At 62.4% G+C, this 24,698-nt stretch carries 20 protein-coding genes, 1 tRNA gene and 1 pseudogene; 7 read left to right on the forward strand and 15 right to left on the reverse strand.

Annotated features, from left to right (window positions below):
* Positions 1–7 precede the first annotated feature (7 nt).
* A complete protein-coding gene (locus QM694_RS07985; RefSeq protein ID WP_415008591.1) occupies positions 8–4,018 on the reverse strand; it encodes a GH36-type glycosyl hydrolase domain-containing protein in 4,011 nt (1,336 codons plus the stop codon).
* Complete coding sequence (locus QM694_RS07990) at positions 3,954–8,381, reverse strand: glucoamylase family protein (protein WP_415006415.1); 4,428 nt, start codon at positions 8,379–8,381, stop codon at positions 3,954–3,956. Before QM694_RS07990 ends, QM694_RS07985 begins: the two co-directional genes overlap by 65 nt.
* A gap of 247 nt (positions 8,382–8,628) precedes the next feature.
* Between QM694_RS07990 and QM694_RS07995 the strand changes: the two genes are divergently transcribed.
* Complete coding sequence (locus QM694_RS07995; RefSeq protein WP_415006416.1) at positions 8,629–9,843, forward strand: multidrug effflux MFS transporter; 1,215 nt, start codon at positions 8,629–8,631, stop codon at positions 9,841–9,843.
* On the opposite strand, the gene QM694_RS08000 is transcribed toward QM694_RS07995, so the two are convergent.
* From QM694_RS08000 to QM694_RS08010, 3 genes are read right to left on the reverse strand one after another with little or no spacing between them, the layout of a single operon-like run.
* Positions 9,840–10,652, reverse strand: coding sequence for a MaoC family dehydratase N-terminal domain-containing protein (locus QM694_RS08000; RefSeq protein WP_415006417.1), 813 nt, complete (start codon positions 10,650–10,652; stop codon positions 9,840–9,842). The genes QM694_RS07995 and QM694_RS08000 overlap by 4 nt on opposite strands.
* A gap of 7 nt (positions 10,653–10,659) precedes the next feature.
* Complete coding sequence (locus QM694_RS08005) at positions 10,660–11,814, reverse strand: acyl-CoA dehydrogenase family protein (RefSeq protein WP_415006418.1); 1,155 nt, start codon at positions 11,812–11,814, stop codon at positions 10,660–10,662.
* A gap of 52 nt (positions 11,815–11,866) precedes the next feature.
* Positions 11,867–13,201 (reverse strand): MmgE/PrpD family protein, encoded by a 1,335-nt coding sequence (locus QM694_RS08010; RefSeq protein ID WP_415006419.1) that lies wholly within the window; start codon positions 13,199–13,201, stop codon positions 11,867–11,869.
* Positions 13,202–13,397: 196 nt separating this feature from the next.
* Here QM694_RS08010 and QM694_RS08015 point away from each other — a divergent pair, with 196 nt between their 5' ends.
* From QM694_RS08015 to QM694_RS08025, 3 genes are all read left to right on the forward strand, one after another.
* The gene (locus QM694_RS08015; RefSeq protein ID WP_415006420.1) at positions 13,398–14,540 is read left to right on the forward strand and encodes a CaiB/BaiF CoA transferase family protein; all 1,143 of its coding nucleotides are present in this window, start codon (positions 13,398–13,400) and stop codon (positions 14,538–14,540) included.
* A gap of 66 nt (positions 14,541–14,606) precedes the next feature.
* Positions 14,607–15,548, forward strand: a complete 942-nt coding sequence (locus QM694_RS08020; protein WP_415006421.1) for a LysR substrate-binding domain-containing protein — start codon at positions 14,607–14,609, stop codon at positions 15,546–15,548.
* Positions 15,545–16,372, forward strand: coding sequence for an HpcH/HpaI aldolase/citrate lyase family protein (locus QM694_RS08025; protein WP_415006422.1), 828 nt, complete (start codon positions 15,545–15,547; stop codon positions 16,370–16,372). Before QM694_RS08020 ends, QM694_RS08025 begins: the two co-directional genes overlap by 4 nt.
* Here QM694_RS08025 and QM694_RS08030 read toward each other — a convergent pair.
* The 5 genes from QM694_RS08030 to cpdR form a co-directional block, all read right to left on the reverse strand.
* Positions 16,358–16,819: a hypothetical protein gene (locus tag QM694_RS08030; RefSeq protein ID WP_415006423.1), complete on the reverse strand. Its 462-nt coding sequence runs from the start codon at positions 16,817–16,819 to the stop codon at positions 16,358–16,360. The two genes, QM694_RS08025 and QM694_RS08030, sit on opposite strands and share 15 nt — an antisense overlap.
* A gap of 32 nt (positions 16,820–16,851) precedes the next feature.
* Positions 16,852–17,292: a hypothetical protein gene (locus QM694_RS08035; RefSeq protein WP_415006424.1), complete on the reverse strand. Its 441-nt coding sequence runs from the start codon at positions 17,290–17,292 to the stop codon at positions 16,852–16,854.
* 39 nt (positions 17,293–17,331) lie between these two features.
* Positions 17,332–17,820, reverse strand: a complete 489-nt coding sequence (locus QM694_RS08040) for a hypothetical protein (protein ID WP_415006425.1) — start codon at positions 17,818–17,820, stop codon at positions 17,332–17,334.
* Positions 17,821–17,919: 99 nt separating this feature from the next.
* Positions 17,920–17,994 (reverse strand) — tRNA-Val (locus QM694_RS08045).
* A 70-nt stretch (positions 17,995–18,064) separates the two neighbouring features.
* Positions 18,065–18,424: a cell cycle two-component system response regulator CpdR gene (cpdR, locus tag QM694_RS08050; RefSeq protein WP_415008592.1), complete on the reverse strand. Its 360-nt coding sequence runs from the start codon at positions 18,422–18,424 to the stop codon at positions 18,065–18,067.
* A gap of 176 nt (positions 18,425–18,600) precedes the next feature.
* On the opposite strand from cpdR, the gene QM694_RS08055 reads away from it, so the two are divergent.
* The gene (locus tag QM694_RS08055) at positions 18,601–19,488 is read left to right on the forward strand and encodes an N-formylglutamate amidohydrolase (RefSeq protein ID WP_415006426.1); all 888 of its coding nucleotides are present in this window, start codon (positions 18,601–18,603) and stop codon (positions 19,486–19,488) included.
* A gap of 348 nt (positions 19,489–19,836) precedes the next feature.
* Positions 19,837–20,628, forward strand: a complete 792-nt coding sequence (gene hisN / locus QM694_RS08060) for a histidinol-phosphatase (RefSeq protein WP_415006427.1) — start codon at positions 19,837–19,839, stop codon at positions 20,626–20,628.
* 6 nt (positions 20,629–20,634) lie between these two features.
* On the opposite strand, the pseudogene QM694_RS08065 reads toward hisN, so the two are convergent.
* Positions 20,635–21,379 (reverse strand): annotated as a pseudogene (locus tag QM694_RS08065) (TerC family protein).
* Between the two features lie 58 nt (positions 21,380–21,437).
* Positions 21,438–21,854: an RNA polymerase-binding protein DksA gene (dksA, locus tag QM694_RS08070; RefSeq protein ID WP_415006428.1), complete on the reverse strand. Its 417-nt coding sequence runs from the start codon at positions 21,852–21,854 to the stop codon at positions 21,438–21,440.
* Positions 21,855–22,145: 291 nt separating this feature from the next.
* Between dksA and QM694_RS08075 the strand changes: the two genes are divergently transcribed.
* Entirely contained in the window at positions 22,146–22,295 is a 150-nt protein-coding gene (locus QM694_RS08075; RefSeq protein WP_415006429.1) for a hypothetical protein, read from the forward strand.
* Here QM694_RS08075 and QM694_RS08080 read toward each other — a convergent pair.
* The 3 genes from QM694_RS08080 to QM694_RS08090 are packed head-to-tail and all read right to left on the reverse strand — an operon-like array spanning position 22,259 to position 24,695.
* Complete coding sequence (locus QM694_RS08080) at positions 22,259–23,554, reverse strand: NAD(P)/FAD-dependent oxidoreductase (RefSeq protein ID WP_415006430.1); 1,296 nt, start codon at positions 23,552–23,554, stop codon at positions 22,259–22,261. The two genes, QM694_RS08075 and QM694_RS08080, sit on opposite strands and share 37 nt — an antisense overlap.
* Positions 23,554–24,504, reverse strand: a complete 951-nt coding sequence (locus QM694_RS08085) for a 3-hydroxyacyl-CoA dehydrogenase family protein (protein ID WP_415006431.1) — start codon at positions 24,502–24,504, stop codon at positions 23,554–23,556. Before QM694_RS08085 ends, QM694_RS08080 begins: the two co-directional genes overlap by 1 nt.
* A complete protein-coding gene (locus QM694_RS08090) occupies positions 24,501–24,695 on the reverse strand; it encodes a hypothetical protein (RefSeq protein ID WP_415008670.1) in 195 nt (64 codons plus the stop codon). The genes QM694_RS08085 and QM694_RS08090 overlap by 4 nt, the downstream gene beginning before the upstream one ends.
* Positions 24,696–24,698: the final 3 nt, after the last annotated feature.

Here is a 24,698-nt window from a genome sequence, read left to right on the forward strand (position 1 = left end):
TTTTTATTCAATTCACGTCGACTGTTTCGCCATCTTTCAATTTTGAAAGATCAAAACTGAACACAGGCCGCGATGTTGCGCCGTTGACACTGTTCAGGCGGAAGGTCAGGCTCTTGTTCTCAAAACGATAAGACACGGTGCTGCCGTTCCACGCTTCTGGAATGCAGGGCTCGATGAACAGCATGCTGCCTTCCCGCCTGAAACCGAGAATGGCTTCGAGCCCGGCGCGGTACATCCAGCCCGCCGCGCCCGTGTACCAGCTCCACCCGCCCTGTCCTGCGCGTTCGCCGGAATAGACATCGCCCGCGATGACATAGGGTTCGATCCGGTAATGCGATGCATCTTCCCGCGTCCGCGCGTGATTGACCGGGTTGATCAACGCCATCAGCGCATTGGCCTTGTCCGCCTCTCGCAGTTTCGCAAAGGCATAGATGGCCCACAGCGCGCCATGCGTATATTGCCCGCCGTTCTCGCGGATTCCCGGCGGATAGCTTTGAATATAGCCGGGATCCGGAACGGTGGACTGGAACGGCGGCGTGAACAGCATGGCTATTTTCACTTTTGGATCGATAAGGCGCTGTTCCAGTTGCGCCATGGCCGAACGCGCTTTCTCAGGATCGGCAACACCCGACAGCACCGCCCATGATTGCGCGATGGCATCGATCTGGCATTCCCTGGCCCCGGCCGTGCCGAGCGGCGTGCCGTCATCGAAATAGGCACGGCGATACCATGCGCCGTCCCATCCGCTGTGATCCAGCGCCTTCGCGAGAGATGCTCTGTGCGCGGACCATTTCGCCGCATTGGCCCTGTCGCCGCGCGCGGCGGCAATTTTCTCGAACATGCTGAACGTCGCGCACACGAACCAACCCAGCCAGATGCTTTCGCCTTTGCCATGCTCGCCCACCTTGTTCATGCCGTCGTTCCAGTCACCTGTGCCCATCAACGGCAGGCCATGCGCGCCATTGGCCATGCTGCGGGCAAGCGCCCTCACGCAATGCTCATAAAGCGTTGCATCTTCGGGGGCGCGCGCCGGCGTCGTGAAGGCATCGTGCTGATCCGCGGCAAGTGGCGGCGCCTCCAGGAACGAAACACGCTCATCCAGCACGCCATCATCGCCGGTGAGCGTCACATAATAGGCCGTGCAATAGGCAAGCCACGCCGTATCGTCGCTGATGCGCGTGCGGATGCCCGCGCCTGTCCTTGGCAGCCACCAGTGCTGCACATCGCCTTCGGTGAACTGGCGCGATGCGGCATTCAGCAGATGGGCGCGCGTCAGATCTGGCCGCACATGCGCGGCCGTCATGCCATCCTGCAACTGGTCGCGGAATCCGAATGCGCCGCTCGCCTGATAAAAGCCGGCCCGGGCGAAAAGGCGGCAGCCGATCGTCTGATAGAGCAGCCAGCCATTCATCATCACATCGAAGGCGGGATCAGGCGTTTTTACGCGAATGGCGCCCAGCATACTGTCCCATGACATGCGCACGCGGTTCAGCGTGTCTTCAAATGGAATGGCGCGGTATTTTGCCACCAGCTCGCGCGCCTGCTGCACCGACTCCGCCGCGCCGAAGGTGAGAATGACATCAGCGGAGCCATTGGCCGGAAGGCGCACAAGCTGCTGCAACGCGAGGCATGGATCAAGGCCACCGCCGAACTCACCGGAGAGCGGCTTCGATTCCGCCAAGCCGTGCGGCCACATCAGCCCATCCGGGCCTTCCAGCACGGAGCGGCGATTTCCGGTCATGCTCGTCTGGCGGCCGTTCATGTCCGCGAAGACGGTGACATGGCCGAAATCATTGTTCCACCGGTTCTGTGCGAAGCAGGCATTGGTCTGCCGGTCGGTATCGGTTGTGACGTAATGCGCGGCAATGCTGCGGCGCTGGCCCATCACCAGATCGGCGTAGAAAGTAACAGCCAGCGCGCGGTCTTGCGTGCGATGATTGGTGAGCGTCAGCCGCATGCGCTTCACCGGATCATCGGGGTCCACGATCTCCACCAACTCCATGCCCAGCCCCTGCTGCTCCGCAATCTGGCGCGTTAAGCCGAAGCCGTGCCGGGTGGTGAAGGTGCCGGGCCGCTTTCCCAAGGGCTGGATCGTGGGCGACAGCAGACGCCCGCTGTCACTGTCCATGATATAGAAGGCCTCTCCCGGCCGATCGGCGACCGGATCATTGGACCAGGAGGTGATCTGGAACTCCCGGCTGTTGCCATACCATGTGTAGCCGCCCCCCTCCGCGCCGCGCTGCGTACCGAAGCGCGGGTTGGCGATCACATTCACCCACGGTGCGGGAAGCGATTTCTGCGGGTCGTGCAGGATCACATACTCATTGGTGTCTGGATCAAATCCGCCGAAGCCGTTGAAAAAGGCGAGATGGCCGCCCTCCCGCGGCGCGCCGGGAAGCGCCGGCGAAGGTTTTCGCGCAACCAGAGCTGCGTCCGGCCGGGAGGCGGATTCCACGAGCTGGTCTTCGATGCGGCCTTTGGCGGCCCAGAGGATGACGCGCGCCGCGGCGGCAAGCGCATCAGCCTGCTCGGTGGTGAGACGGTCGGCGCGCAGCACGAAGATTTCGCCCTGCCAGGACTGGGGCGAGCCATGAGCGCGTTCACGCGCCGCCAGCGCATCCAGCCGTTCCTGCAACTCCTCGAGATAGGAAACCGGGCGCTCATTGATGATGACGATGTCAACGAAGAGCCCCTTCTCCTGCCAGTAGCGGCGGCCCAGCAACGCATCTTCCACAGCCCCGATGTCCTCGGCATTGCGGATGTGCATGAGAAGAATGGGCCTTGTGCCGGAAATCGACAGCGGCCAGAGCGTAGACTGCTTTTGCATGCCAGCCGCCACCGCCCGCGCATCGGGGCGATAGGAGGGGCTGGAATAGACAAGGTTCGAGGCAATGTCCTGAAAGGCATTGGCTTTGGTCACATCGCAGGAGAGATGACGCAGCAGCACGCGTGATTGCGTCCAGGCCAGAACCTGTATGCGGTCAATGGCGGCCATCTGATGATGAGCCGAAATCGCTTCGATGAGCGCGTCGCGGGTTGCCGCTGCAATCGTCCAAAGAACGCAACGGACCTTGCGATGGGCGGGAAGCGTGAGCCTGAGCCGCAACGCAAACACGGGGTCGAGCGTATATCCAACGTTGCCCGGAAGTTGCACGCCGGGCTGCAGCGCCTGCGCATCTGACAGTGCCGTGCTGCGCCCAAGAAAAGCCAGGCGCGATGTCTCGAATTCACGGCCCGACGGCGAAGCTTCCTCATCCGCCACGATGAACTGCGCCGCCCAGATGTCCGGATCGTTTTCAGCGCGCTTCCGCCGCGTGGCGATGATCGCATTGAACTCCGGCAAATGTTCCGTAGCGATGAACATCTTGGAAAAGGCGGGATGCGCATCGTCCGCCGCAGGCTCCGCCAGCGCCAGTTCCATGTAGGTGGTAATTTCGATGCTGCGCGCCTCACCCGCCATGTTGACGAGCCCCAGCACGCGCGCCTCGGCATTTTCTTCCGTCGAGACGATGCACTCGAACTCGGTGCGGATGTCTCCGTCCGTCCTGTGAATCTCGGCCTTCTCCTGGCTGAAGATGGCGAGATAGCTGGATGGCGCACCCTTGTCAGCGGCAAGCCCAAGCGTCCAGCGCTCATGCGACCCGGTATCACGCAGGAAAATATGCATGCCCCAGTCATCGAGAACCGGGTCTTCGCGCCAGCGGTTGATGGCGATGCCGTTCCACCGGCTGTAGCCGCCGCCCGTGCCGGTAAGCATGACGCTGTAGCGTCCGTTTGACAGAAGATGGGTGACGGGCGCATCGAGCTTGCGCGGATCAACCAGACGCGCCGCAGCGCCGATGATTTTCGCCTGCCCGCCGCGCGGTGCGCCATCGGTGAGGTTCAGCGTCTTGGACGGCACGTGATGGGGCGTCCGCTCCTGCAACACCAGTTCTGTCGCACGGACAGTATTTTCAGCGTGAAACAGCTCTCTCAGCGCGCCATCCGTCACCGCGTTGAAGATCGCGGTGATCGTCATGCCCTGATGATGGGCGAAAAAGGCGCGTACGATGACATAGAGCTCGCCCTCGCGCAGCCGCGACGGCGTGAAGTCGACCGAACTCGTAGAAGCCGAAGCGTCCGCGTGCGCCAAGCTTCTCGAGCGCCGCATAGTTTTCCGCCGCCTCGGCGGGCAACACCATGCTGGCAAGACCAGTGGCATAGGGCGCGATCACGTGATTGTCTTCCAGCCCGCGCTTGAGGCCGAGGCCCGGCACGCCGAAATTCAGGTACTGATAGGTGAATTGCAGGTCACGCGCCGCATAGCCGGCTTCCGATATGCCCCACGGCGTTTTCTTGCGCCGCCCATAGGCGATCTGCTTTCGCACAATCAGCTTGAGGGTCTGCCTGAGCAAGGTGCCATGCGGATAGTTGAGAACCAGGTTGGGCATCAGATATTCGAACATCGAGCCCGACCATGAGACGAGTGCCGCCGCGTGATCGATGGCCACCACCGGCCGCCCTAGCCTGAACCAGTGCTGCAGCCGCGCATCGCCCTTGGCCACGGCGAGAAAACTGGTGAGTGCCGCTTCCGATGCGAGAAGATCGTAACAGCTCTGGTCGAGCGACTCCTCACGCACCTGATAGCCGATCGACAGGAGCTCGCGCTGCGTGTTCATCAGGAATGCGAAATCCATGCCATAGGCGAGCACCCGCGCCGTGGCGGCGGCCTCGCCAAGGCGCGCATTCATTTTCGTGATGTCGTCGACTGAAGCCGTGGCATCGCGTGACATGGCTTCGGATGACGCCCTGAGGCGCTGTGTCCAGAACAGCAGGTCTTCCATGTCCGCCGGCGTCAGCGCAGTGGCGGCGCGGCCCGCCGCCTGTTCAATGCCGGTGATCTGCACCGACGCCATGACCAGCCGCATGGCGATGAGATCAGGCGCGCCGCGCAGCTCCGCCAGGCTCGCAAGAAGGCCATCGGCAAGGCCGATCGCCGCCTTGCATTCCTCCTCAATGCGGCGATGCGTTTTTGCCAGATGCCGCCACTCCTCCGCGACGATCCGCGCGGCATCGGCAATGCCATCTATGCGGCTGGCGGAAACGGCAGTCCGCCCCTGCCATTGCGCGCAGGCATTGGCGAGGGCGATCAGATGGCCGGAGAGGTTGCCGCTGTCGACCGTTGACACATAGCGCGGCTCAAGCGGCGCGAGCGTGCGCGTGTCATACCAGTTGAACAGGTGCCCCCGGTGCATCTCCATCCGCTTCATGGTGTCGAGCGTGGCGGAGATGCGGTAGACCGCCTCGTCCCGGCCAATCCAGCCCATCTCATGGGCTGACACGGTGGAGATGAGATAAAGCCCGATGTTGGTAGGTGACGTGCGATGCGCCACGACAGGATTGGGGTCTTCCTGAAAATTATCGGGCGGCAGCATGTTTTCGCCCGGCGTGACAAAGATTTCAAAATAGCGCCAGGTGCGCCGCGCAATCTGCCGCAGCATGGCAATGTCTGATGCCGTGGCTGTCGCCTCCGCGAAAGGCTCGGGCGGTTGGCTGATCCACCACGCGAAAGCGGGTGACAACATCCACGCGATGGCAAATGGAATTGCCACCGGCGCCACCGGAACAATGTGTGATGTATAAGCCAACAGGATCAGCACGCCTGTGACAGGCGCAGCGGCCATGCGCCTGTAGGTGGCAGCGAGGCTTGGCGAAGGGCCGGCGCCCGCCTGCGCTGCCGTGGTCCATTCCAGCAAATTTCGGCGCGAGATGAACAGGCGGAACAGCGTGCGCACCGCCGCATCGGCCATGAGCCACGCCTGATGCGCCAGAAGCAGCAGCCGCGCGCCCGTGAGGCGCAGGGCGCTGCCAAGATCGTCAAGAAGCGTCAGCGCCTGGCTTTCCACGGTGATCGCCTCCGACCGGAAGCTGCCGCTAGCGAGGATGGGCAGGAACGACGGCACCAGCATCACGGCCATCAGAAACAGCGTGAAGCCAACGGCGGTTGACGGAGGAAGAGTGATACATCCCGCCACCAGCGCCGCCAGCGTGAAGGGCGGCGTGAGGCTGCGCCGCAGATTGTCAGCCGTCTTCCACAATCCCAATGCCGAAAGCCCGTCACGCTTGAACAGCGACGCCCACATCCACGGCAAAAGCTGCCAGTCCCCGCGCGCCCACCGGTGATGGCGGGCCGCATCCGCGAGATAGCGTTCAGGGAAATCTTCCACCACCTCAACGTCGCTCACCAGCGCGGCGCGGGCAAAGCTGCCCTCGAAGAGATCATGGCTCAGCATTGTGTTGTCTGGAACACGGCCCCTGATCGCCGCCTCGAAGGCGTCGATGTCGTAGATGCCCTTGCCCGTGAAAGTGCCTTCGCCGAACAGGTCCTGATACACATCGGAGACGGCAAACACGTAAGGATCAATGCCAGGGCGGCTGGAAAAGATGCGCTGGAAGATCGTGCCAGGCCCGCGCTCGGGAACCGAGATGGTCACGCGCGGCTGCATGATTCCATAGCCGCTGACGACCCGCTGTTTCGCTTCGTCCAACACCGGGCGATTGAGCGGATGCGCCATCTTGCCCACCAGCTTGCGCGCCGCGCCGCGCGGCAGAACGGTATCGGCGTCCAGCACGATGATAAGGCGGACATCATCCGGAACGTGCTCCGGCGTGTGGATGAAACTTGTGTCTTTGTTTCCGCGCAGCAGCGTATTGAGTTCATGCAGCTTGCCGCGCTTGCGCTCCCATCCCATCCATTTGCGCTGGCCGGGGTTCCACCGCCTGGCCCGGTGGAACAGCATGAAGCGCCGATGGCCGTGCTTCGCGTTCAGAGCGGCGATGCCATCGACAGCGGCGCGCAGCAAGCGCCGGTCATCCTCGCTTTCGGCAAGGCCGGCGTCTTTCCAGTCGCTGACCAGCGCATAAAAAAGCTGATCGTCCGGATTGGACAGCGCGTGGCTTTCGATCTTCTGCACCAGCCCGTCGACAGCATGAAAGCTGTCGAGCAGAACCGGCACCGCGATCATGGTGCGGAAGGCCTCCGGTATGCCCGTCTCGAAGGACAGCGCCGGAAGCGTCACCGGCTTCATCAGCCGCGTGATGGCGTAGTTCACCATGGCCGCCGCCGCTTCACAGGCAGGCACGAAGGTGAGAACAGCCAGAATGATGATCGCCGCCGCGGAATGGCTGAATGGTAGCACCGCGGAAAGGCCGAGTACCGTTGCCGCCAGCGCCAGCAGGATGATCGCGCCGCCATATCCCGCGACACCTGACGCCCGCACGGCATCCCGCAGCTTGCGGCTGGTCGGCGCGTGATATCCGGCGCGCCGCTCGAGATCGCGGCGCGCCGAACCCATCAGCGCGTCTCCGGCAGATGTCCCGGCGATCGACAGGCTGGCCTTGGCAATATCCTCTTCGCTCATGCGCGAATGGCGCGCGAGGTCTTCCACCTGCCGCCGGTAGGATGAGCGCGTGGCGGGATCGAGTGCCGCATATTCGGCTTCCCCGCCAAGAATGTGATCCACATGGCTTACGGCGCGGAACCACTGCTCCCAATCCTGGTCGCCGATGCTCTTCAGGCTGGTGAACAGGTTTTGCATCGTCACGTTGTTGGCGGCGAGGCGGGCGTGTTCATCGTGAATGGCGCTGTCGAAATCATGCCCCATCTGATGCACATGCCGGTTGATGAGAGCGAGCGCGGGCGCACTCACGCCGCGGTCATCGCGAAGCCTGCGGATGACCTGCACCAGAAACGACAGCCGGGCATGCTCGGGAAAGGGCCGCATGATGGCGGCGAAGCGCGTGAGCGCGGATTCATCTTCCGTCACCTCGCCCACCAGCGCATCCGCCGCTGCGCGCGCCTGACGCGAAATCACCGTGCGGCGGGCCACCCGCGCCGCGTTTTCCAGCAATGTGATGCGAAGGTGAATAGGCAGCGCCCATAGCTCGCCGATCGCCAGCGGCCTCACCTCCTGATAGGCGTTCACGAATTCGATGAATGTCGCGGTGTCAAACAGCGAGTCCGTATGTGCCACATAGGCCCATGCCATGCCGAACACGAGCGGATAGCCGCTGAGATGAAGGTTCGGCCCGATCTTGGGCAGCTGGCGATAATAGCTGGGCGGCAGGTCGGCCTGGATCTGGCGGTACTGCTGTTCAAGAACATGAAAATTGTCGATCAGCCATTCCGCAGCGGGCACGAGCTGCTCGCCATCCTCCGCCGCGTTCCTTAACGCCGCCTGGCTTTGCAACAGCGACGTCCACTCTTCTGTGAGGCGCGCCGCGATGCTGCGTGCCGGAAAATCGCGTGGCGCCGGAACCTGGGCTTCCGCCAGCGCCCGCGCATGACCGGCAAGGCGGTATGAATTGAATTTTTCCGAGCGGACCGCCCAATCCGCCGACACATCCCGGCTTTGGGGCTTGGGAACAATGCCTGCGAAAAAACGCCGCCCTGCTTCAAGATTTATTGTTCAGCGGTTCCTCACCCCATGCACGATGAAGGAAAAACGGAAAACCCGCCGGAATGTTCCATATTGCACATATGCTCTTGGGTTCTGGCGGTGACCTCGCCCGAGATATGCAGCGTGCGGAATACTCTCTGAGTTAGCCGCGGCTTGCCGGGCTTTAGCTCGAGGACTATCCGTCACGGTGATGATTTCAGACAGAAAAACAGGCGACGGCGAGACCGCGTCCTCGATCTTCGTGCCCTTGTGGCTGCTGGCCTTGCTGGCCTTCAGCGGCACGCTGGCCATGCATATTTTCGTGCCGGCCCTTCCTGTCGCGGCGAAAGATTTGCAGGCGGGCATTCCCGCCATGCAGATGACCATCAGCCTCTATATTCTGGGTTTGGCGGGCGGCCAGTTGGTCTATGGCCCGCTGGCCGACCGCTTCGGGCGCAGGCCCACGTTGATGGGCGGATTGGCGCTCTATACCGCTGCGGGGATCGCAGCGCTCCTCGCGCCTTCCGTTCATGCGCTGATTGCCGCACGGCTGTTCCAGGCGCTGGGCGGCTGCGCGGGGCTGGCGCTGGCCCGCGCCATCGTGCGCGATACATCCGCCCCCGCCGATACGGCGCGCCGCCTGGCGCTGATGAACCTGATGATCACTGTTGGCCCTGGCGTTGCGCCGATCATCGGCGGCGCCCTGGCCGATTGGGCGGGCTGGCGCTCGATCTTCCTGCTGCTGGTGGCGCTTGGCATCGCCAACCTGTTTTTCACCTGGCGGCTGCTGCCGGAAACCGGCGGCAAATCCGAAGAGGGACTTGCCGGGCTGATTGAAAATTACGGCGCGCTCATCCGCTCGCCGGTGTTCTGGTGCTATGCCATTGGCGGCGGCTGCGCCACCACCTCGATGTATGCCTTTGTCGCTGCCGCTCCGTTCATCTTCACCAACGAACTTCACAGGCCTGCCTTCGAGGTCGGCATCTATCTCGCCATCCTAATCCTCGGCGTGTGGTGCGGCAGCATGCTGGCCAGCCGTCTCATTGGGCGGGTGTCGATGCGGAGGCTGCTGGTTGTCTCCAATGCGGCGGGGGCACTCGCCTCCTTTGCCCTGCTGGGCGCCGTTCTGCTGGGGCAATTGTCGGTGGCGCTGGCGGTCATCACCATGTTTATTTTCACGGTGGGCGTCGGCACCGCGGCACCGGCGGCGCTCACCGAGGCGATCAGCGTCAACCCGCGCGTGGCAGGTTCGGCCTCGGGCCTCTATGGAGCGATCCAGATGGCGGTTGGTGCGCTCTGCACCGCTCTGGCGGGATTTGGGTCCGATCCCGCCTTTGCCGCAGCCTTGGTGTTGGCCGCTGCCAGTGTCATCGCCCAGCTTGCCTTCGCCTATGCCACCCGCGCCAACACGGCGCGCGCCGCTTAAGCCTGAGCCGTGCTGGCCTTCATGGTGACGTTGCCTTCTGGCCCGGAAATCCAGTAATCGCTACCGCGCGCATTCACGCTGAAAGCTCCGCCATCGAACAGGGGCGAGACGCCGCGATAGGTGAAGAGCCGCGGCGCTTCGCCAGTGTTGCGCCGCGCCGCCAGCCGCAGCAGGCAGGTGGCCTGCAACGGCCCATGCACCAGAAGCCCGGGATAATGTTCCTCGTTCAGGCAATAGGGCCGGTCATAGTGAATGCGGTGGCTGTTGAAAGTGACGGCGGAATAGCGGAACAGCAGCAGCGGCGTGGCGGCAATCGTCTCGCTCACCTCGGGAACATCCTGTGCGGCAGGAGCGGGAGAAGCGGCAGCGTCGAGCCCGCGATAGACAATATCGTGCCGCTCGCTGAGGGCCTCTCCCCGCGCGGTGAGATAGCGATGCGTGACGGTGACAAAGCACAAACGCCCGCTCCGCCCTTCCTTCATCACCACATCGTCGATGCGCGAGTGGCGGCGCACCCTGTCGCCCACGCGGAGACCGCCGTGGAAGGCAAGCTGCCCGCCCGCCCACATGCGGCGCGGCAGTGGCACGGGCGGCAGAAACCCGCCGCGTGCCGGATGCCCGTCAGGCCCCGTTTCGGAGATCGGCACAATGTCAGGCGCCAGGCACCAGTGAATGCCGAGCGGTGCGGGTGCTCCAAGTGACAGATCGCCTTCGCCGCCGAAGATCGATGCAAAACATTCGGCAAGACGCGGCGAAATTTCGTCTCCCGCCTCCCGTTCCCGCCCGATCCAGTCCCTGAGATCGCTCATGTGGGTATTAATAAGAGCGCGGCATGCCAAGCACATGCTCGGCAATGAAGCTCAGGATCAAATTGGTGGAGATGGGCGCCACCTGATAAAGCCGCGTCTCGCGGAATTTGCGCTCGATGTCATATTCCGCCGCGAAGCCGAAGCCGCCATGCGTCTGGATGCAGGCCTCGCCCGCCGCCCAAGAGGCTTCAGCCGCCAGCATCTTCGCCATATTGGCTTCCTCGCCGCAATTCTCGCCCGCCTCATAGCGGCGCGCGGCTTCCTTCACCATGAGATCGGCAGCGCGCATCTGCACATGAGCGCGGGCGATCGGGAACTGCACGCCCTGATTCTGCCCGATTGGGCGGCCGAACACCACGCGCTCATTCGCGTAATGGCTGGATTTGGCGATGAACCACTTGGCATCGCCGACGCATTCCGCAGCAATGAGGATGCGTTCGGCATTCATGCCCGAGAGAATGTAGCGGAAGCCCTTGCCCTCCTCGCCCACGAGATTTTCAGCGGGCACGCGCACATTGTCGAAGAACACTTCCGTGGTGGAATGGTTCATCATGGTGCGGATGGGGCGGATGGTCATGCCGCCTTTCAGCGCCTCGCGCATGTCGACGATGAACACCGACATTCCATCGGTGCGCTTGGCCGCCTGGTCCTTGGGCGTGGTGCGGGCAAGCAGCAGCATGAGATCGGAATAGAGCGCCCGCGAGGTCCAGATCTTCTGGCCCTTGATGACATAGTGATCGCCGTCTCGGGTGGCGAAGGTCTTGATCGATGTTGTGTCGGTGCCGCTGCCGGGCTCCGTCACGCCGAAGGCCTGAAGCCTCAGCGTGCCATTGGCGATGCCCGGGAGATAACGCTGCTTCTGCTCCGCGTTCCCGTGGCGGAGGATGGCACCCATGATATACATTTGCGCATGGCACGCCCCGCCATTGCACCCGGCACGCTGGATTTCCTCAAGGATCGCCGCGGCGGCGGAAAGCGGCAGGCCCGCGCCGCCATATTCTTCGGGAACGAGGGCAGCGAGATAGCCCGCTTCGGTGAGGGCTTTCACAAACGCTTCAGGATAAGCGCCGTCGCGGTCCATCTCCTGCCAGTATGAGCCGGGAAAATTGGCGCACAGCTTCGCCACTTCCTGGCGTATCTCGGCATAGTCCTGCTGCGTCACGTGAATATCCCTTGAATGTCAGGCCGCCTGCAGCGGCGTGCTGTGCAAATTCTCAATGTCCATGACCGAACTCGAGCCGCGACAGAAGCGAAGCCGCACCGTTGTGAAGAACCGGCGTGGCAAGCGTCATGAACTTCTCGCCGCGCTGCCGGGCATCGGGGAATGTTTCGGGTTCGCCCGAGGGATCAGGAATGCTGCGCTCCACCCATCCGGCTTTCGTGCGAAGTGCGATATGCGCGCCAAAGGGATGGCGAAGGCCCTCCAGCCGCGGGTCGCGCTGCACATCCACGCGGGCCGCAATCGCCTCGATACCGGCGTTGCCCAGCAGGCTGTAATCATCCCAGCCGAAGCGCCCCTGGGAAAGCGCCACCGCCGCCGTGAACGGCATGGAGAACTGGCCGTCCACGATGCTTTTGGGATGGCGTTTTTCCTCCAGCGGATCGCCGGTCAGCACGATGCCGTTCTTGTGCAGGCCGATCCTTGCTTCAAGAACATCGGCGGCGCTCCAGTTTTTCTCCCGCCTCAGCGCCAGAATGCCGTCAATCGCCGCATGGGTGTAGCGGCAGCTTGGAAATGGCTTCACGGCGATCTTCATGGTTTCGTAGACGCGGCCCAGACCGGCAACCGCAAACTCAACCCGCGCCTTGTCGCTGTAGCCGTGAAGAAATCCATGCTTGCCTTCCAGTGCCTCGGATGCGCCGCGAAAGCCGTTACTCGCCAGGCTCGCGGCCATCAGGCCATTCATCGCCGCCTGCCCCACCTGCCAGCGCTTGTTCCACCCGCCGTTGACGAGGAACTGCAGCGAGCCCGCCGCCTGGCTGGCCGCCACGCCAAACGCCGAGGCAATGCTTTCCGTGCTGAGGCCGAACAGCTTTCCCGCCGCCGCCGCCGCCCCGAAGGTGCCCGCCGTGGCGGTGGGATGAAAGCCCCGCGCATAATGCGAGGTGGGATCAAGCGCATTGCCCAGCCGGCAGCAGACTTCATATCCAGCCACAATCGCCAGCAGCAGGTCGCGGCCGGAAGCGCCCGTCATCTCCGCCGCCGCAAGCGCCGCCGGAACCACGGGGGCGCTCGGATGCAGCGACGAGTCGGCATGGGTATCGTCAAAATCAAGGGAGTGTCCGAAGGCGCCATTGAGCAGCGCCGCAGCCGCCGGGCCATAGCCCCGCGAAAGGCCGAACACTGTGCAGCCGCCTTCGCCATCCAGCGCGAGATCATGAAGCGCTGCCAGAATGGAGGGCGTGGATTCGCTTTCCCGGGAGGCCCGCACGATTGAGCCGATCAGGTCGGTCGCGAGATCGCGGGCGCGCAACAAAACCTCTGACGGAATATCGCGCGCATCAAGGCCTGCCACATATCCGGCAAGGGTCAGGGTTTCGTTGGCCATTGCATTCGTCCTTCAAGTGATGCGCAGATTGCACCGGAGCGGCGGCGCTTCGCCAATAGCGTTTTATTTCGCCGCATATACAGGCAGCCTATGGCGGCTAGAACGGCATATCAATCCGTTATGGCAACCACAGGAGACTGTTATTTGGCGGGCGGCGCGAAATCAGCAAAATTGATCCCGCAAACGGAGGCCCGGCATGGCAAGGCGCAAGGACGCGGATCTGGACGGCATTCTCGTGGTGTCGATCGAGCAGGCCGTGGCGGCCCCCTTTGTCTCCTGCAAACTGGCCGATGCCGGGGCGCGGGTCATCAAGGTGGAACGGCCCGAAGGCGATTTCGCCCGCGAATATGATCATCTCGTGCACGGCGAGAGCGCCTATTTCGTGTGGCTGAACCGCGGCAAGGAATCGATCTGCCTCGACCTGAAGAAGAAGGACGATCAGGCCGTGCTGCACGCCATGCTGGCGCAGGCCGATGTGTTCATCCAGAACCTGGCGCCCGGCGCCCTGTCCCGCCTCGGCTTCGACATGAAGCAGCTGCGCAAGAAATATCCCGCCCTCATCACCTGCGCCATCTCCGGCTATGGCGAGGACGGGCCGCTGCGCGAGCAGAAAGCCTATGACATGCTGGTGCAGGCGGAGAGCGGGCTGTCCGCCATCACCGGCACGGATGGCGGGCCGTCGCGCGTTGGCGTTTCGGTCTGCGATATCGCGGCGGGCATCACGGCGGCGCAGGCGGTGATGCAGGCGCTCTACGCGCGCGAAAGAACCGGCAAGGGGCGGCATATCTCCGTCTCTCTCTTCCAAGCGCTGTCCGACTGGATGAACGTGCCCTATCTGCAATTCGCCTACGGCGGAAAATCGCCGCAGCGCATGGGGCTCAACCATCCCACCATCGCGCCCTATGGCGCCTATGCCTGCGCGGGCGGGCAGTCGCTCCTCTTCGCCATCCAGAACGAGCGGGAATGGAAAGCCCTGTGCGGCGAAGTGTTCCGCAAAGCCGATCTCGCCGCCGATCCGCGCTTTGCCAGCAATTCCAAACGCGTTGAGAACCGCGAGGCGCTGGATGCGGTGATCGTGCCGATCCTGCTGGGCTTCACCCGCGAGGAGGCTTGCGAAAAACTGGATGCGGCGGGCATTGCGTTTGGGCGGGTGAGCAGCATGCAGGATGTCGCGAAACATCCACAGAACAAATATGTGGTTGTCGATGCGCCCTCGGGTCCCGTGCGCATGATCGCGCCTGGTTTCATGGTGGATGGCGAGTTTCCCGATCTCGGCCCCGTGCCGGCATTGGGCGCTGACACGGCGAGGCTGCGCACGGAATTCGCGGACGGGGCTTGAAGGCGGTTTCATCCTCCCATAGAAAAATGAGATCGCCTTGCGGCAAGGCATAATCCAAGGTGGCGGATGGATCTCCGGCAACTCCGGTATTTCGTGGCGATCGCCGAGCAGGGTTCCTTCTCCGGCGCGGCGGAGGTTTTGAATGTCGCCCAGCCCGCGCTGAGCCTGCATGTGCGCAACATGGAAGCCGATCTGGGTGCGGCGCTGCTGTTCCGCACCGCGCGCGGTGTGGTGCCAACGGAAGCCGGTGAAATCCTGCTGCGCAATGCCAGGCTCATCATCGGCCAGTTCGCGGTGGCGGAGGAAGAAATCCGCGGCCATGAATCAGAACCTTCGGGAGATGTGAGGCTCGGTCTTCCCGGCACCATCAGCCAGAACCTCTCGGTGCCGCTCATCATCGCCGCCCGCACGCGCTATCCCAAAATCAACCTCCGCATCGCCGAGGCGATGAGCGGCTTTGTGCTGGAATGGATCCGCGAGTCCCGCGTGGATGTCGCGGTTCTCTATAATCCGCCGCCCGACCGCTCGCTTGTTTCGGTGCCGGTGCTCGATGAGGAACTGTGGCTGCTGGGGCCTGCCAAGCCGGTGGAGGGTGTGGAGCTTCCCACCGGCCGGTCCATCACCTTCAAGACGGTCGCCGCCCTGCCGCTCATCCTGCCGAGCGCCAACCACGGGCTCCGCAGCATGCTGGAGGAGCAGGCGGAAAAGCACAGCCTTGCGCTCAAGCCGGTCATCGAGATCGACTCCTATGGCAGCATCAAGGAACTGGTGGAGGCGGGGTTGGGCTTCTCCACCCTGCCCTTCAATTCCATCGCCCGCGAGGTGAAGGCGGGGCGGCTTCTCACCTGGCGCATCTCGCGGCCCGAACTCAAGCGCTCCATCCATCTCGTGCACGCATCGGACCGGCCGCGCGGCAATGCGGTGACGGCGATCCATGACCTTGCGCGCGAGACATTGCTGGATCTGGTGGCGCGCGGAAAATGGAGCGGCGCGGAGAAAATCGCATGATCACAGACGTTCCACAGGTTCCGCTCTTCGTGCCCGCCTCGCGGCCCGAGCGGTTTTCCAAGGCGGATGGCGCGGGCGCCGATGCGGTGATCGCCGATCTCGAAGACGCCGTTGCGCCGCAGGACAAAGACGCCGCGCGCGCCGCGCTGGTGAACCATGGCGCGTTTTCGTCGCCGCTCTTCATCCGCGTCAACGCCGCCGGAACGCCGTGGTTTGAAGACGATCTTCGTGCCTGCGAGAAAATCAATCCCTCCGCCCTCATGCTGCCCAAGGCGGATGACGCGGAGATCGTCCGCTCACTGATTGAACGGTTTTCCGGCAAGGTCCATATCCTGCCGCTGATCGAAACGGCAAAAGGCCTCGCCGGACTTCCCCGCGTTCTGGATGGCGGCGCATGGACGGCGGCGTTCGGCTCTGTCGACTACGCGCTTGATTTGGGCTGCGCGGAAAATGACCGCGCCCTGCTTCATGCCCGGAGCGAAATCGTCTGGCGCTGCCGCGCCGCAAGCAGGCCAGCGCCGCTCGATGGCGTTTCAACGTCTCTCGATGACGCCGCGCGGATCGAAAGCGAAGCGCGCCACGCCGCGGACCTGGGCTTCGGCGGCAAGCTGGCCATTCATCCCAAGCAGATCGCCCCCATCCGTGCCGCTTTCGCGCCTTCGGAAAAAGAAATCGCCTGGGCCCAAAAAATCATCGCCGCCGCCAGCCAAGGCAGCGCCCAGCGCGTGGCGGGCGAAATGATCGATCTCCCCGTGCTTGAGAGGGCAAAAAAAGTGCTGGCGCGGCAGGCCAATTCCCCCCGTTCGCGCTCATCTGAAAAATGAAATGACCTCACCATCCACCAATGCGGACGGCGATGGGCCAGTGCGGAAATCGATCACACCGAGAGTATTTCCATCGGCACTGATAATGAGGGTCGCACCGTCGATACGAACATCCCGTTTCGGCGGTGGCGTTAAAGAATATTGGCCCACATAGCCGCCTTGCATATTGAAGATCACCACCCGCTGCTGCCCATGCATGACGCTTCCGTCTTCAGGCATGAAGCGATAAGTGTAATCGCAGACGAGAAAATCCTGCATTCCAGTGTGAATGGTGCCTATCGGGTTGAATGAAGCGTTTTCATCGCAGGATATAAGGCCGGAAAAGCCGCCTGCCCTGAGTGCGGCCTCGCGCCCGTCAAGGCATTGCGCCGCGAATGAGGTTCTGGACATGATCTCCAGACTTGCCGTGAATATCACCGCACCGATGACCAGAGCAATTTTGCGCATCGTGGATTTTCCCTCGTGAGGCGCGCCGCCTTTCAAGGCGGGCAATGGCCGGCGCCATCAGCGTCCAAGCCAGCTTTCATCTCTGCTGGCATGAGCAATCTGAATTCCGACTTCACCAAAAAGCGGACCACCCGATCAAGATGGCCCAGAACATATTCCCCGCCAAATGCGATCTGCGGCGGCTCGAGCTTTCCGTGAGAAAAGCTGACAGGAGCAAAATTCAGAACAAATGCTTGCCCGCGTCCATCGGTTTGCAACTCGAAGAACCGCCCGCCTTTGCTGCCTGAAGAGAAAACCATAATTGCAAGGTCTCTGCTTCCGAGCCTGCACCGGGAAACAAACATCGGACTTTCACGACTTTGCACATCTTGAATATACTCGGTCCATTCATTCGGTATGGAAGCGCCAAAGGCTGGAACTCCACAGGCAAGTAACACGATCACCACAAGTCCAAAACGCCCGGGTATGGTCACGCACTTTCCCTTCGCAGCCAATAAGTTGCAGTCGAATGTCTAGCGGTCACAGCCTTGCGATGACTGATCAATCTGCCGGGGCCAGAGCGTGACCGGTGTTTCGTCACTTGCGACGCTCGCCGACCATAGTTTTCCGATGATGTGCACCCGATGATGCAAAAGCTGAGCGGCTTTCCGGTCCAAGAGGTCATCCGGCCTCACCTGAATTTTTACAAACTCGCCCGCCACAGTCTTTTTATAGGCATTTGTAAATTGGACTTTCAGCGGCTTGTCGAGAGCAAGCATCCACGCGCGCCACTTGATATCAACGGCAGGCGTTTCACCAAAGCCCGGAGGCCCCCAGAACATCTCGTCTAGAATAGTGCCGCAAAAATTTATCTCGGCACCCTGATCAGCCACAACAAGGCTGTCACTGGCACGGGCTTGGGATACGGCACTTGAGAAGACGATGGGACAGAACAAGATCATCAAGCCAAAAATGATCTTGCTTGTCGATGCCTGTCCCGCTCGCCCAATGGTGCTACGCATGTTGGCTTCCACAAGGCGCTATAACATGGGCAATCATGGGCGGGTATCCGGAACGGATTACAGCGAGACGAGCCTGCGACTGAAAAATCAGGAAGAAAATGGTGGGCGGTACAGGGATCGAACCTGTGACCCCTACCATGTCAAGGTAGTGCTCTACCGCTGAGCTAACCGCCCACACCTGACAAGACGAGCGCCCCTATAGCGGGGGCTGGCGGGGCGCGCAAGCCCTCAATGCCCTTGAGCGTCAGGCCGCCATCATGCGGTCCACCTCAGCCACGAGATCGCGGAGGTGGAAGGGCTTGGACAGCACTTTCGCATCCTTGGGGGCCTTCGAATCGGGATGCAGCGCCACGGCGGCAAAGCCGGTGATGAACATGATCTTCAGCGCCGGATCGAGTTCCGCCGCGCGGCGGGCCAGCTCGATGCCGTCCATCTCGGGCATCACGATGTCGGTGAGCAGCAGGTCGAAGGCCGTCTGCTTGATCTCCTCGAAGGCGGAGAGGCCTTCGCCGAACGACGTCACCTGATGGCCAGCCTTCTCCAGCGCCTTCACGAGAAAGCGCCGCATGTCTTCATCATCTTCTGCGAGGAGTATTCTGGCCATGGCTGTGGGCATGATCATAATCGCGTTTTGCGGGGCTTGTGAACCCCGGCGCTGCAAGGATTCGCACAGTTACGGGGCCGAGCGTAAACAGGATATGAAGGCTGAGGGACTCTGGACACAGGATATCCCATGGATGATACTGGCGAAGCACCTGATCCGCCGCCCACCGGAGCATGATGACGAGCCCGCAAAACCGCGCCTTCGAGATTCTCGCCCCGGCCCAGTGGTCGGCGCCGGTGGTGTTCAATTCCCCCCATTCCGGCCGGATGTTCGATGAGCAGTTTTTGAAGCAGTCACGCCTGGCGCCGCTGTGCCTGCGGAAATCCGAGGATTGCTATGTCGATGAACTGTTCATGGCCTGCCTCGATCATGGCGCGCCCATGCTGCGCGCCCATGTGCCCCGCAGCTTCATTGACCTGAACCGCGAACCCTACGAGCTTGATCCCCGCATGTTCATGGGCGACCTGCCGGGCCATGTGAACTCGGCGAGCCCCCGCGTGGCGGGCGGCCTTGGCACCATTCCCCGCGTGGTGGCGGAGGGCGAGGAAATCTATCGCGGCCGCCTGAGCTTCGCCGAAGCGCAGGCACGGATCGACGGCGTGTATCTCCCCTATCACCGGACGCTCACCGCGCTGGTGGATGAGGTCTACCGCAAGAACGGCGAGGTGCTGCTGATCGATTGCCATTCCATGCCCTCCTCCGCCTTGGGCCATTTGCCGCCGCAGCAGCCCCGCCATGTGGATGTGGTGCTGGGTGACCGCTTCGGCTCATCCTGCGGCGAGGAGCTGATGGAACTGGTGGAAGGGCTGCTGCAGGCGAAGGGCCTGCGCGTCACCCGCAACAAGCCCTATGCGGGCGGCTTCATCACCCACAGCCATGGCGCGCCGCTGCGCGGCCGCCACGCGCTGCAGATCGAGGTGAACCGCGCGCTCTATCTGAATGAAGCGACGTTGGAAAAGACCGCCAATTTCGGGCCTCTCAAGGCGGTGTTGACGGGCGTCATCGCCGAACTGCTGGCCGAGATCGAAAATCGCCTGGTGCCCAAGCGGCTGGCGGCTGAATAGCGCGCAAGAAAAAGGGCCGATGCACCAAGGTGGACCGGCCCAAGTCTAGGGAGGAAACGCCCAGGAAGGGCTGCGCGGCATCGCTGCCGTGCGCGCTCTAATTGGCAGCGCAACATGGCTATTTCAAGTGCAAATTGAACAGTTTTGTCTGTCCGGTAAAATTTTTCACCCGCCCAAGCCTGACTTGGTCTTTCTAAGACATTGGAAAACAAGTAATTTTCAAGAGCCCCGTAAAACAACCATGCCCTCCTCATGCCGCTATGCGTCCCGTGCATGCGCAATATTTTTGCATCGCAACATGAAATGGCAGCACTTGAGCCGCCCGAAAAACCGCTTTAGAGCCCGCCCATGACACCAGACTGGCAAGACCTCACCCGCTTCGCGTTCCTGCTCGCCGAAGCTTCCGCCGATGCGATCCTTCCCTGGTTCCGGCGCAACGCGGCGATCGAGGTGAAGGCCGGGGCGGTGTGGGACCCGGTGACGGAAGGCGACAAATCCGGCGAACGCGCCATCCGCGCGGTGATCGAGAAGCGTTTTCCAGACCATGGCATCCACGGCGAGGAATATGGCATCAAGGAAGGCCGCTCGCCCTTCACCTGGATTCTGGATCCCGTGGACGGCACGCGGGCTTTCGTGTGCGGCCTGCCCACCTGGGCCACGCTCATCGGCCTCACCTTCGAAGGCAAGCCCGTGCTTGGGCTGATGAACCAGCCCTTCGTGGGTGAGATGTTCTACGGCAACCCGGAAGGCGCATGGCACCGGCGCGGCAGCCACACGGAGAAACTCGCCACACGAAAAGGCATCGCCCTTGCCGCCGCCACCATCGGCACCACGGCACCCGAACTTTACAAGGGCGAAGACCAGGCCTTCTTCCAGCGCCTGCGTGCTAAGGCAACGCTAACGCGCTATGGCGGCGATTCCTATTTCTTCGCGCTTCTCGCCGCGGGCCATGTCGACATCGCCATGGATGCAGGCCTTCAGGCCTATGACATCGCAGCGCTGCTGCCGATCATCACAGGGGCCGGCGGCGCCACCTGCGAGTGGACCGGCAAGGACCCAGTGAAGGGCGGCAACATCCTCACCGCCAGCTCGCACAAGCTGCTTGAGGAAGCGCTTGAACAGCGCACCCTATCCGTTTGATGAGACTCAGTCTTTGCCGCTGAGTTCCGGGGGGTGCCGCTTCAGCCTTCTGGTGCGCGTCACCATGTTCAGCGCCTCCACGCCCACCGAGAAGGCGATGGCAAAATAGATATATTCGCGCGGAATGTGCTGGTGGAAACCATCGGCCACCAGCGCCACGCCGATGAGGATGATGAAGGCCAGCGCCAGCATCTTTACCGTGGGATGCGCGTCGATGAATTTGCTGATCGGCTGTGCCGCAACCATCATCAGCACGATGGCCACCACATTGGCGGCGATCATCACCGGAAGATGCGTGGTCATGCCGACGGCGGTGATGATCGAGTTCGAGCGCGAACACGAAATCGATCACCATCACCATGACGATCACGCCGAAGAAACTCGCGGCCTTGCTTGCGCGCGGGCCGTCATGGGCGCCCTCCACCTCATTGTGGATTTCCATCGTGCCTTTGTAGAGCAGGAAGACGCCGCCGAGGATGAGGATGATATCGCGCCACGAAAAATCGAGGCCCATGGCGCTGAACACCGGCGTGGTCAGCTTGGTAAGCCAAACCAGCATGGACAGCATGAGGATGCGCAGCACCAGCGCGCCGCCGAGGCCGATCCGCTGCGCAAGAGGCCGCTGCTTCGCAGGCAGCTTCTGGGTGACGATCGAGAGAAAGACGAGGTTGTCGATGCCGAGGACGATTTCAAGCAATGTCAGCGTGGCAAGGCTCAGCCAGCCTTCCACCGTAAACAGCCACTCGAACATCCCCGCTCCCGCTTTATGTTAAACCTCCGGGAGCATGTAGGGAGCCTTGGCGCGGAGATCAATCGTCCCGGTAGACTCTTTCGCGCCGTTCGTGGCGTTCCTGCGCCTCGATGGACAGCGTGGCGATGGGGCGGGCATCCAGCCGCTTCAGGCTGATGGGATCGCCGGTTTCCTCGCAATAGCCATAGGACCCGTCATCCAGCCGCTTCAGCGCCGCCTCGATCTTGGAGATCAGCTTGCGCTGGCGGTCGCGGGTGCGCAGTTCCAGCGACCGGTCGGTTTCGGAGGAAGCCCGGTCGGCCAGATCGGGAAGCACGTGGTTCTCATCCTGCAGGTGCAGGATGGTTTCCTTGCTTTCCTTGAGAATGTCATCCTTCCAGGCCAAAAGCTTGGCACGGAAATAAACCCGCTGCCGCTCATTCATGAACGGCTCGTCGTCTTGGGGTTTGTAGTCTTCGTCGACTTCAACAGCCATCTCGAACTCTCAATTCACCCTCTCTCGTGGCGCGGGCTTATAGCGGCGCTGATGCACTGCCGCAATAGCCCATCAAAGCCGCTGCCAGGGCTTATGAACAGCCGCTAGCGGCTTGATTCGGATTGAATTTTCCGACTGCTAGCAGGGAACTGTGAACACCCGGCAAATATCCTGCGGGAATAAGGCAGAGGTAATCCATGAGTCTCGCCGCCAGATTCGCCGTTCTGATTTTGGCTTCCGCAGTGGCATCCTATGTCGTCCATCGGATATTCAGGAGCCCGCCAGATCCTCATGGCGATGACCCGCCCGTTCGCGATGGGGCAAGTAGCGGAAACTTCTCATCCGGCCATTTCGGCGGCGGGCATGATGGTGGAGGACATGATGGTGGCGGGCATTGACAACGCCTACCTGTCCTTCCGGCTCATCCAGTTAATGGCGTAGGGCACGAACCACGGGTTGCCCCAGTAGAGCGGCGTGGAGGGCATGGGCCGGTCGAAGGCGCTCTCGCCGCCGGGTTGCCCGAGGATGCGGCGCGCCAGCTTGCGGCCGAACAGCGTGCCCATCGGCACCCCGGCGAAGCAATAGCCCACCGCATAATGCAGCCCCTCATGCTGGCCGATATGCGGATAAAGATCGAAGGTGCCGCCGCATTTGCCCGTCCACACATTGTCGAAGCGGAGATCGGACAATTCCGGAAAGATGCGGAGGATGCGCGCATGCAGCCGCTCCGCCATGATGCGGAGATCGGCATTCCTGGCCCCCGTCAGCCCGCCGAAGATCAGCCGCGTGGGGTCCGTCGGCGCGATCCGCATCCAGTCGACGTTGAAGTTCCAGTCGATGAAGGTGCGGTCACCCGGCAGCAATGATCTGAGCCGCGCCGCATCCATGGGGGCTGATACCGTCTGGTAGGCATCGAAGGGCATGACCCGGCGCTTCAGCCACGGCAGCGCATCGCCGGAATAGCCATTGGTGGCGAAGATCAGGTCGCGCGCCTCGGCTTTTCCCTTGGGGGTGAGAAGCGCAAATCCGTTTTCCGTCTTCCCCACGCGGCTCACCGGCGTGAAGCCCGCGATGGTGACGCCTGCCGCGCGCGCCGCATCGAGCAGCCCCTTGTGATAGAGGCCGGGATGCAGCCCCGCATGATCGTCAATCCGCACGCCGCCGAAATAATGCGCCGTGGCAATTTCGTTCTTCTGTTCAGCGCGGCTCACCGTGGCGAAGGGTTCGCCCAGATGTTTTTCACGCAATGAAAACTCGCGCGCCATCGCCTCATACATGGCGGGGCCGGTGGCCATGAGAAAGCGGCCCTGCTGGCGGAAATCACATTGGATGTTCTCGCGCGCCACCGTGTCCTTCACCGCGAGAAAGGCCTCCATCAATTCGCTGTAGATGGCCTTGGCAAAATCCAGCCCGTGGCTGTCGATCAATTCACCGAAGCCGTGCTTCAGCGTGCGGCCCACATATCCGGCATTGCGCGTCGAAGCACCGTGCCCCGGCTCCTGCGCGTCAAACACCGTGACGCTGCGCCCGGCCCGCGCCAATTCGATCGCCGCCACCAGTCCGGTGATGCCGGAACCGACGATCGCCACATCGCTCTTCGGCGGAGCCTGAACCGAAGACGATGTCTCATGCGGCGCGGCGCGCCACCAGAAGGGATCGAAGGAGCAATCTGGTGAAAGAATGGAACTGCCGAACGCCATCACATCTCACCTTTCGCCCTGTCGGCCTTCAGCCAGCGGAACAATTCGTCCATGCGTTCGGCGATCAGTGCCTTGCCGTCGCGTTTCGACCAGTCATAGACGCCACGCCCGCTGGCGAGGCCATTGGCCCCCTCCTCCACCATTGTCCTGATGGCCGGTGAAGGCAGCGGCTCGCGATCAAGATGCGGCATCAGCGAGGCGCCGAAGTGATACATGGTGAAGAGGCCACCGGCGTCCGCTGACTCGAGTGGGCCGGTGATGCCCACCCGGCGGCCGAAGCTGTTCTTCACCACCGTGTCGATGGCCTCGGCGCTGGCGGCGCCTGAAGCCCAGAGCGCCCACGCCTCGCGCAGCATGGCGAATTGCAGGCGGTTGCCGATGAAGCCCGGAATTTCGCGGTCGATCACCGCTGGCGCTTTCCCCGCCGCTTTCAACTGATCGCACACCCAGCGCGTAACATCGGGCGAGGTTTCCGGCCCGGCACATACTTCTACCAGCGGAATGAGCTGCGGCGGATACCAGAAATGCGTGGCGATCACCCGCGCGCGGTGCTTCACGTTCTGCACCAGCACGCTTGCCGGCTGGCCGCTGGACGAGCCCAGCACCGCAGGCGGCGGGCAGATGGCATCGAGCTTCCCGAACAGCTCATGCTTGAGCGCCAGATCCTCAGTCACAGCCTCGATCACCAGTTGCGCGGGCGCTGCATCTTCGAGCCGCGTGGTCGGCGTGATGCGGGCGGCGATAGTGGGAATATCAGCCTCCTTCACCAGCCCATGTTGCGCAAAATCGCCGAGGCTGGCCCTGATCTTCTCCATCGCCGCGGCAAGCGACGCCTCATTGCGGCCCACCATGATGACGCGCTTTCCCGCGCTGGCGAAAATCTGCGCGATGCCATGGCCGATGATGCCATTGCCAATCACCGCCACCGTGTCGAGTTTGTCCGGCGTCATGCCGCCCTCCGTGATTTCGTTTCATCGATCAGGTCGCGCGCCTGCATCCACCAATAGCCGGCCTGAACGCCAACGCGGCCGAACGGCCCGCCCGCCCACACCGGCGCATAAGGTTCAAACCGCCGGTATTCGTCATCGCCCGCCGCAATGGCGCGCGCCAGAAGAAGGCCGCCCATGGCGGTTGTGTTCATGCC

Source organism: Aestuariivirga sp., from assembly GCF_047602625.1.
Taxonomy (GTDB): domain Bacteria; phylum Pseudomonadota; class Alphaproteobacteria; order Rhizobiales; family Aestuariivirgaceae; genus Aestuariivirga.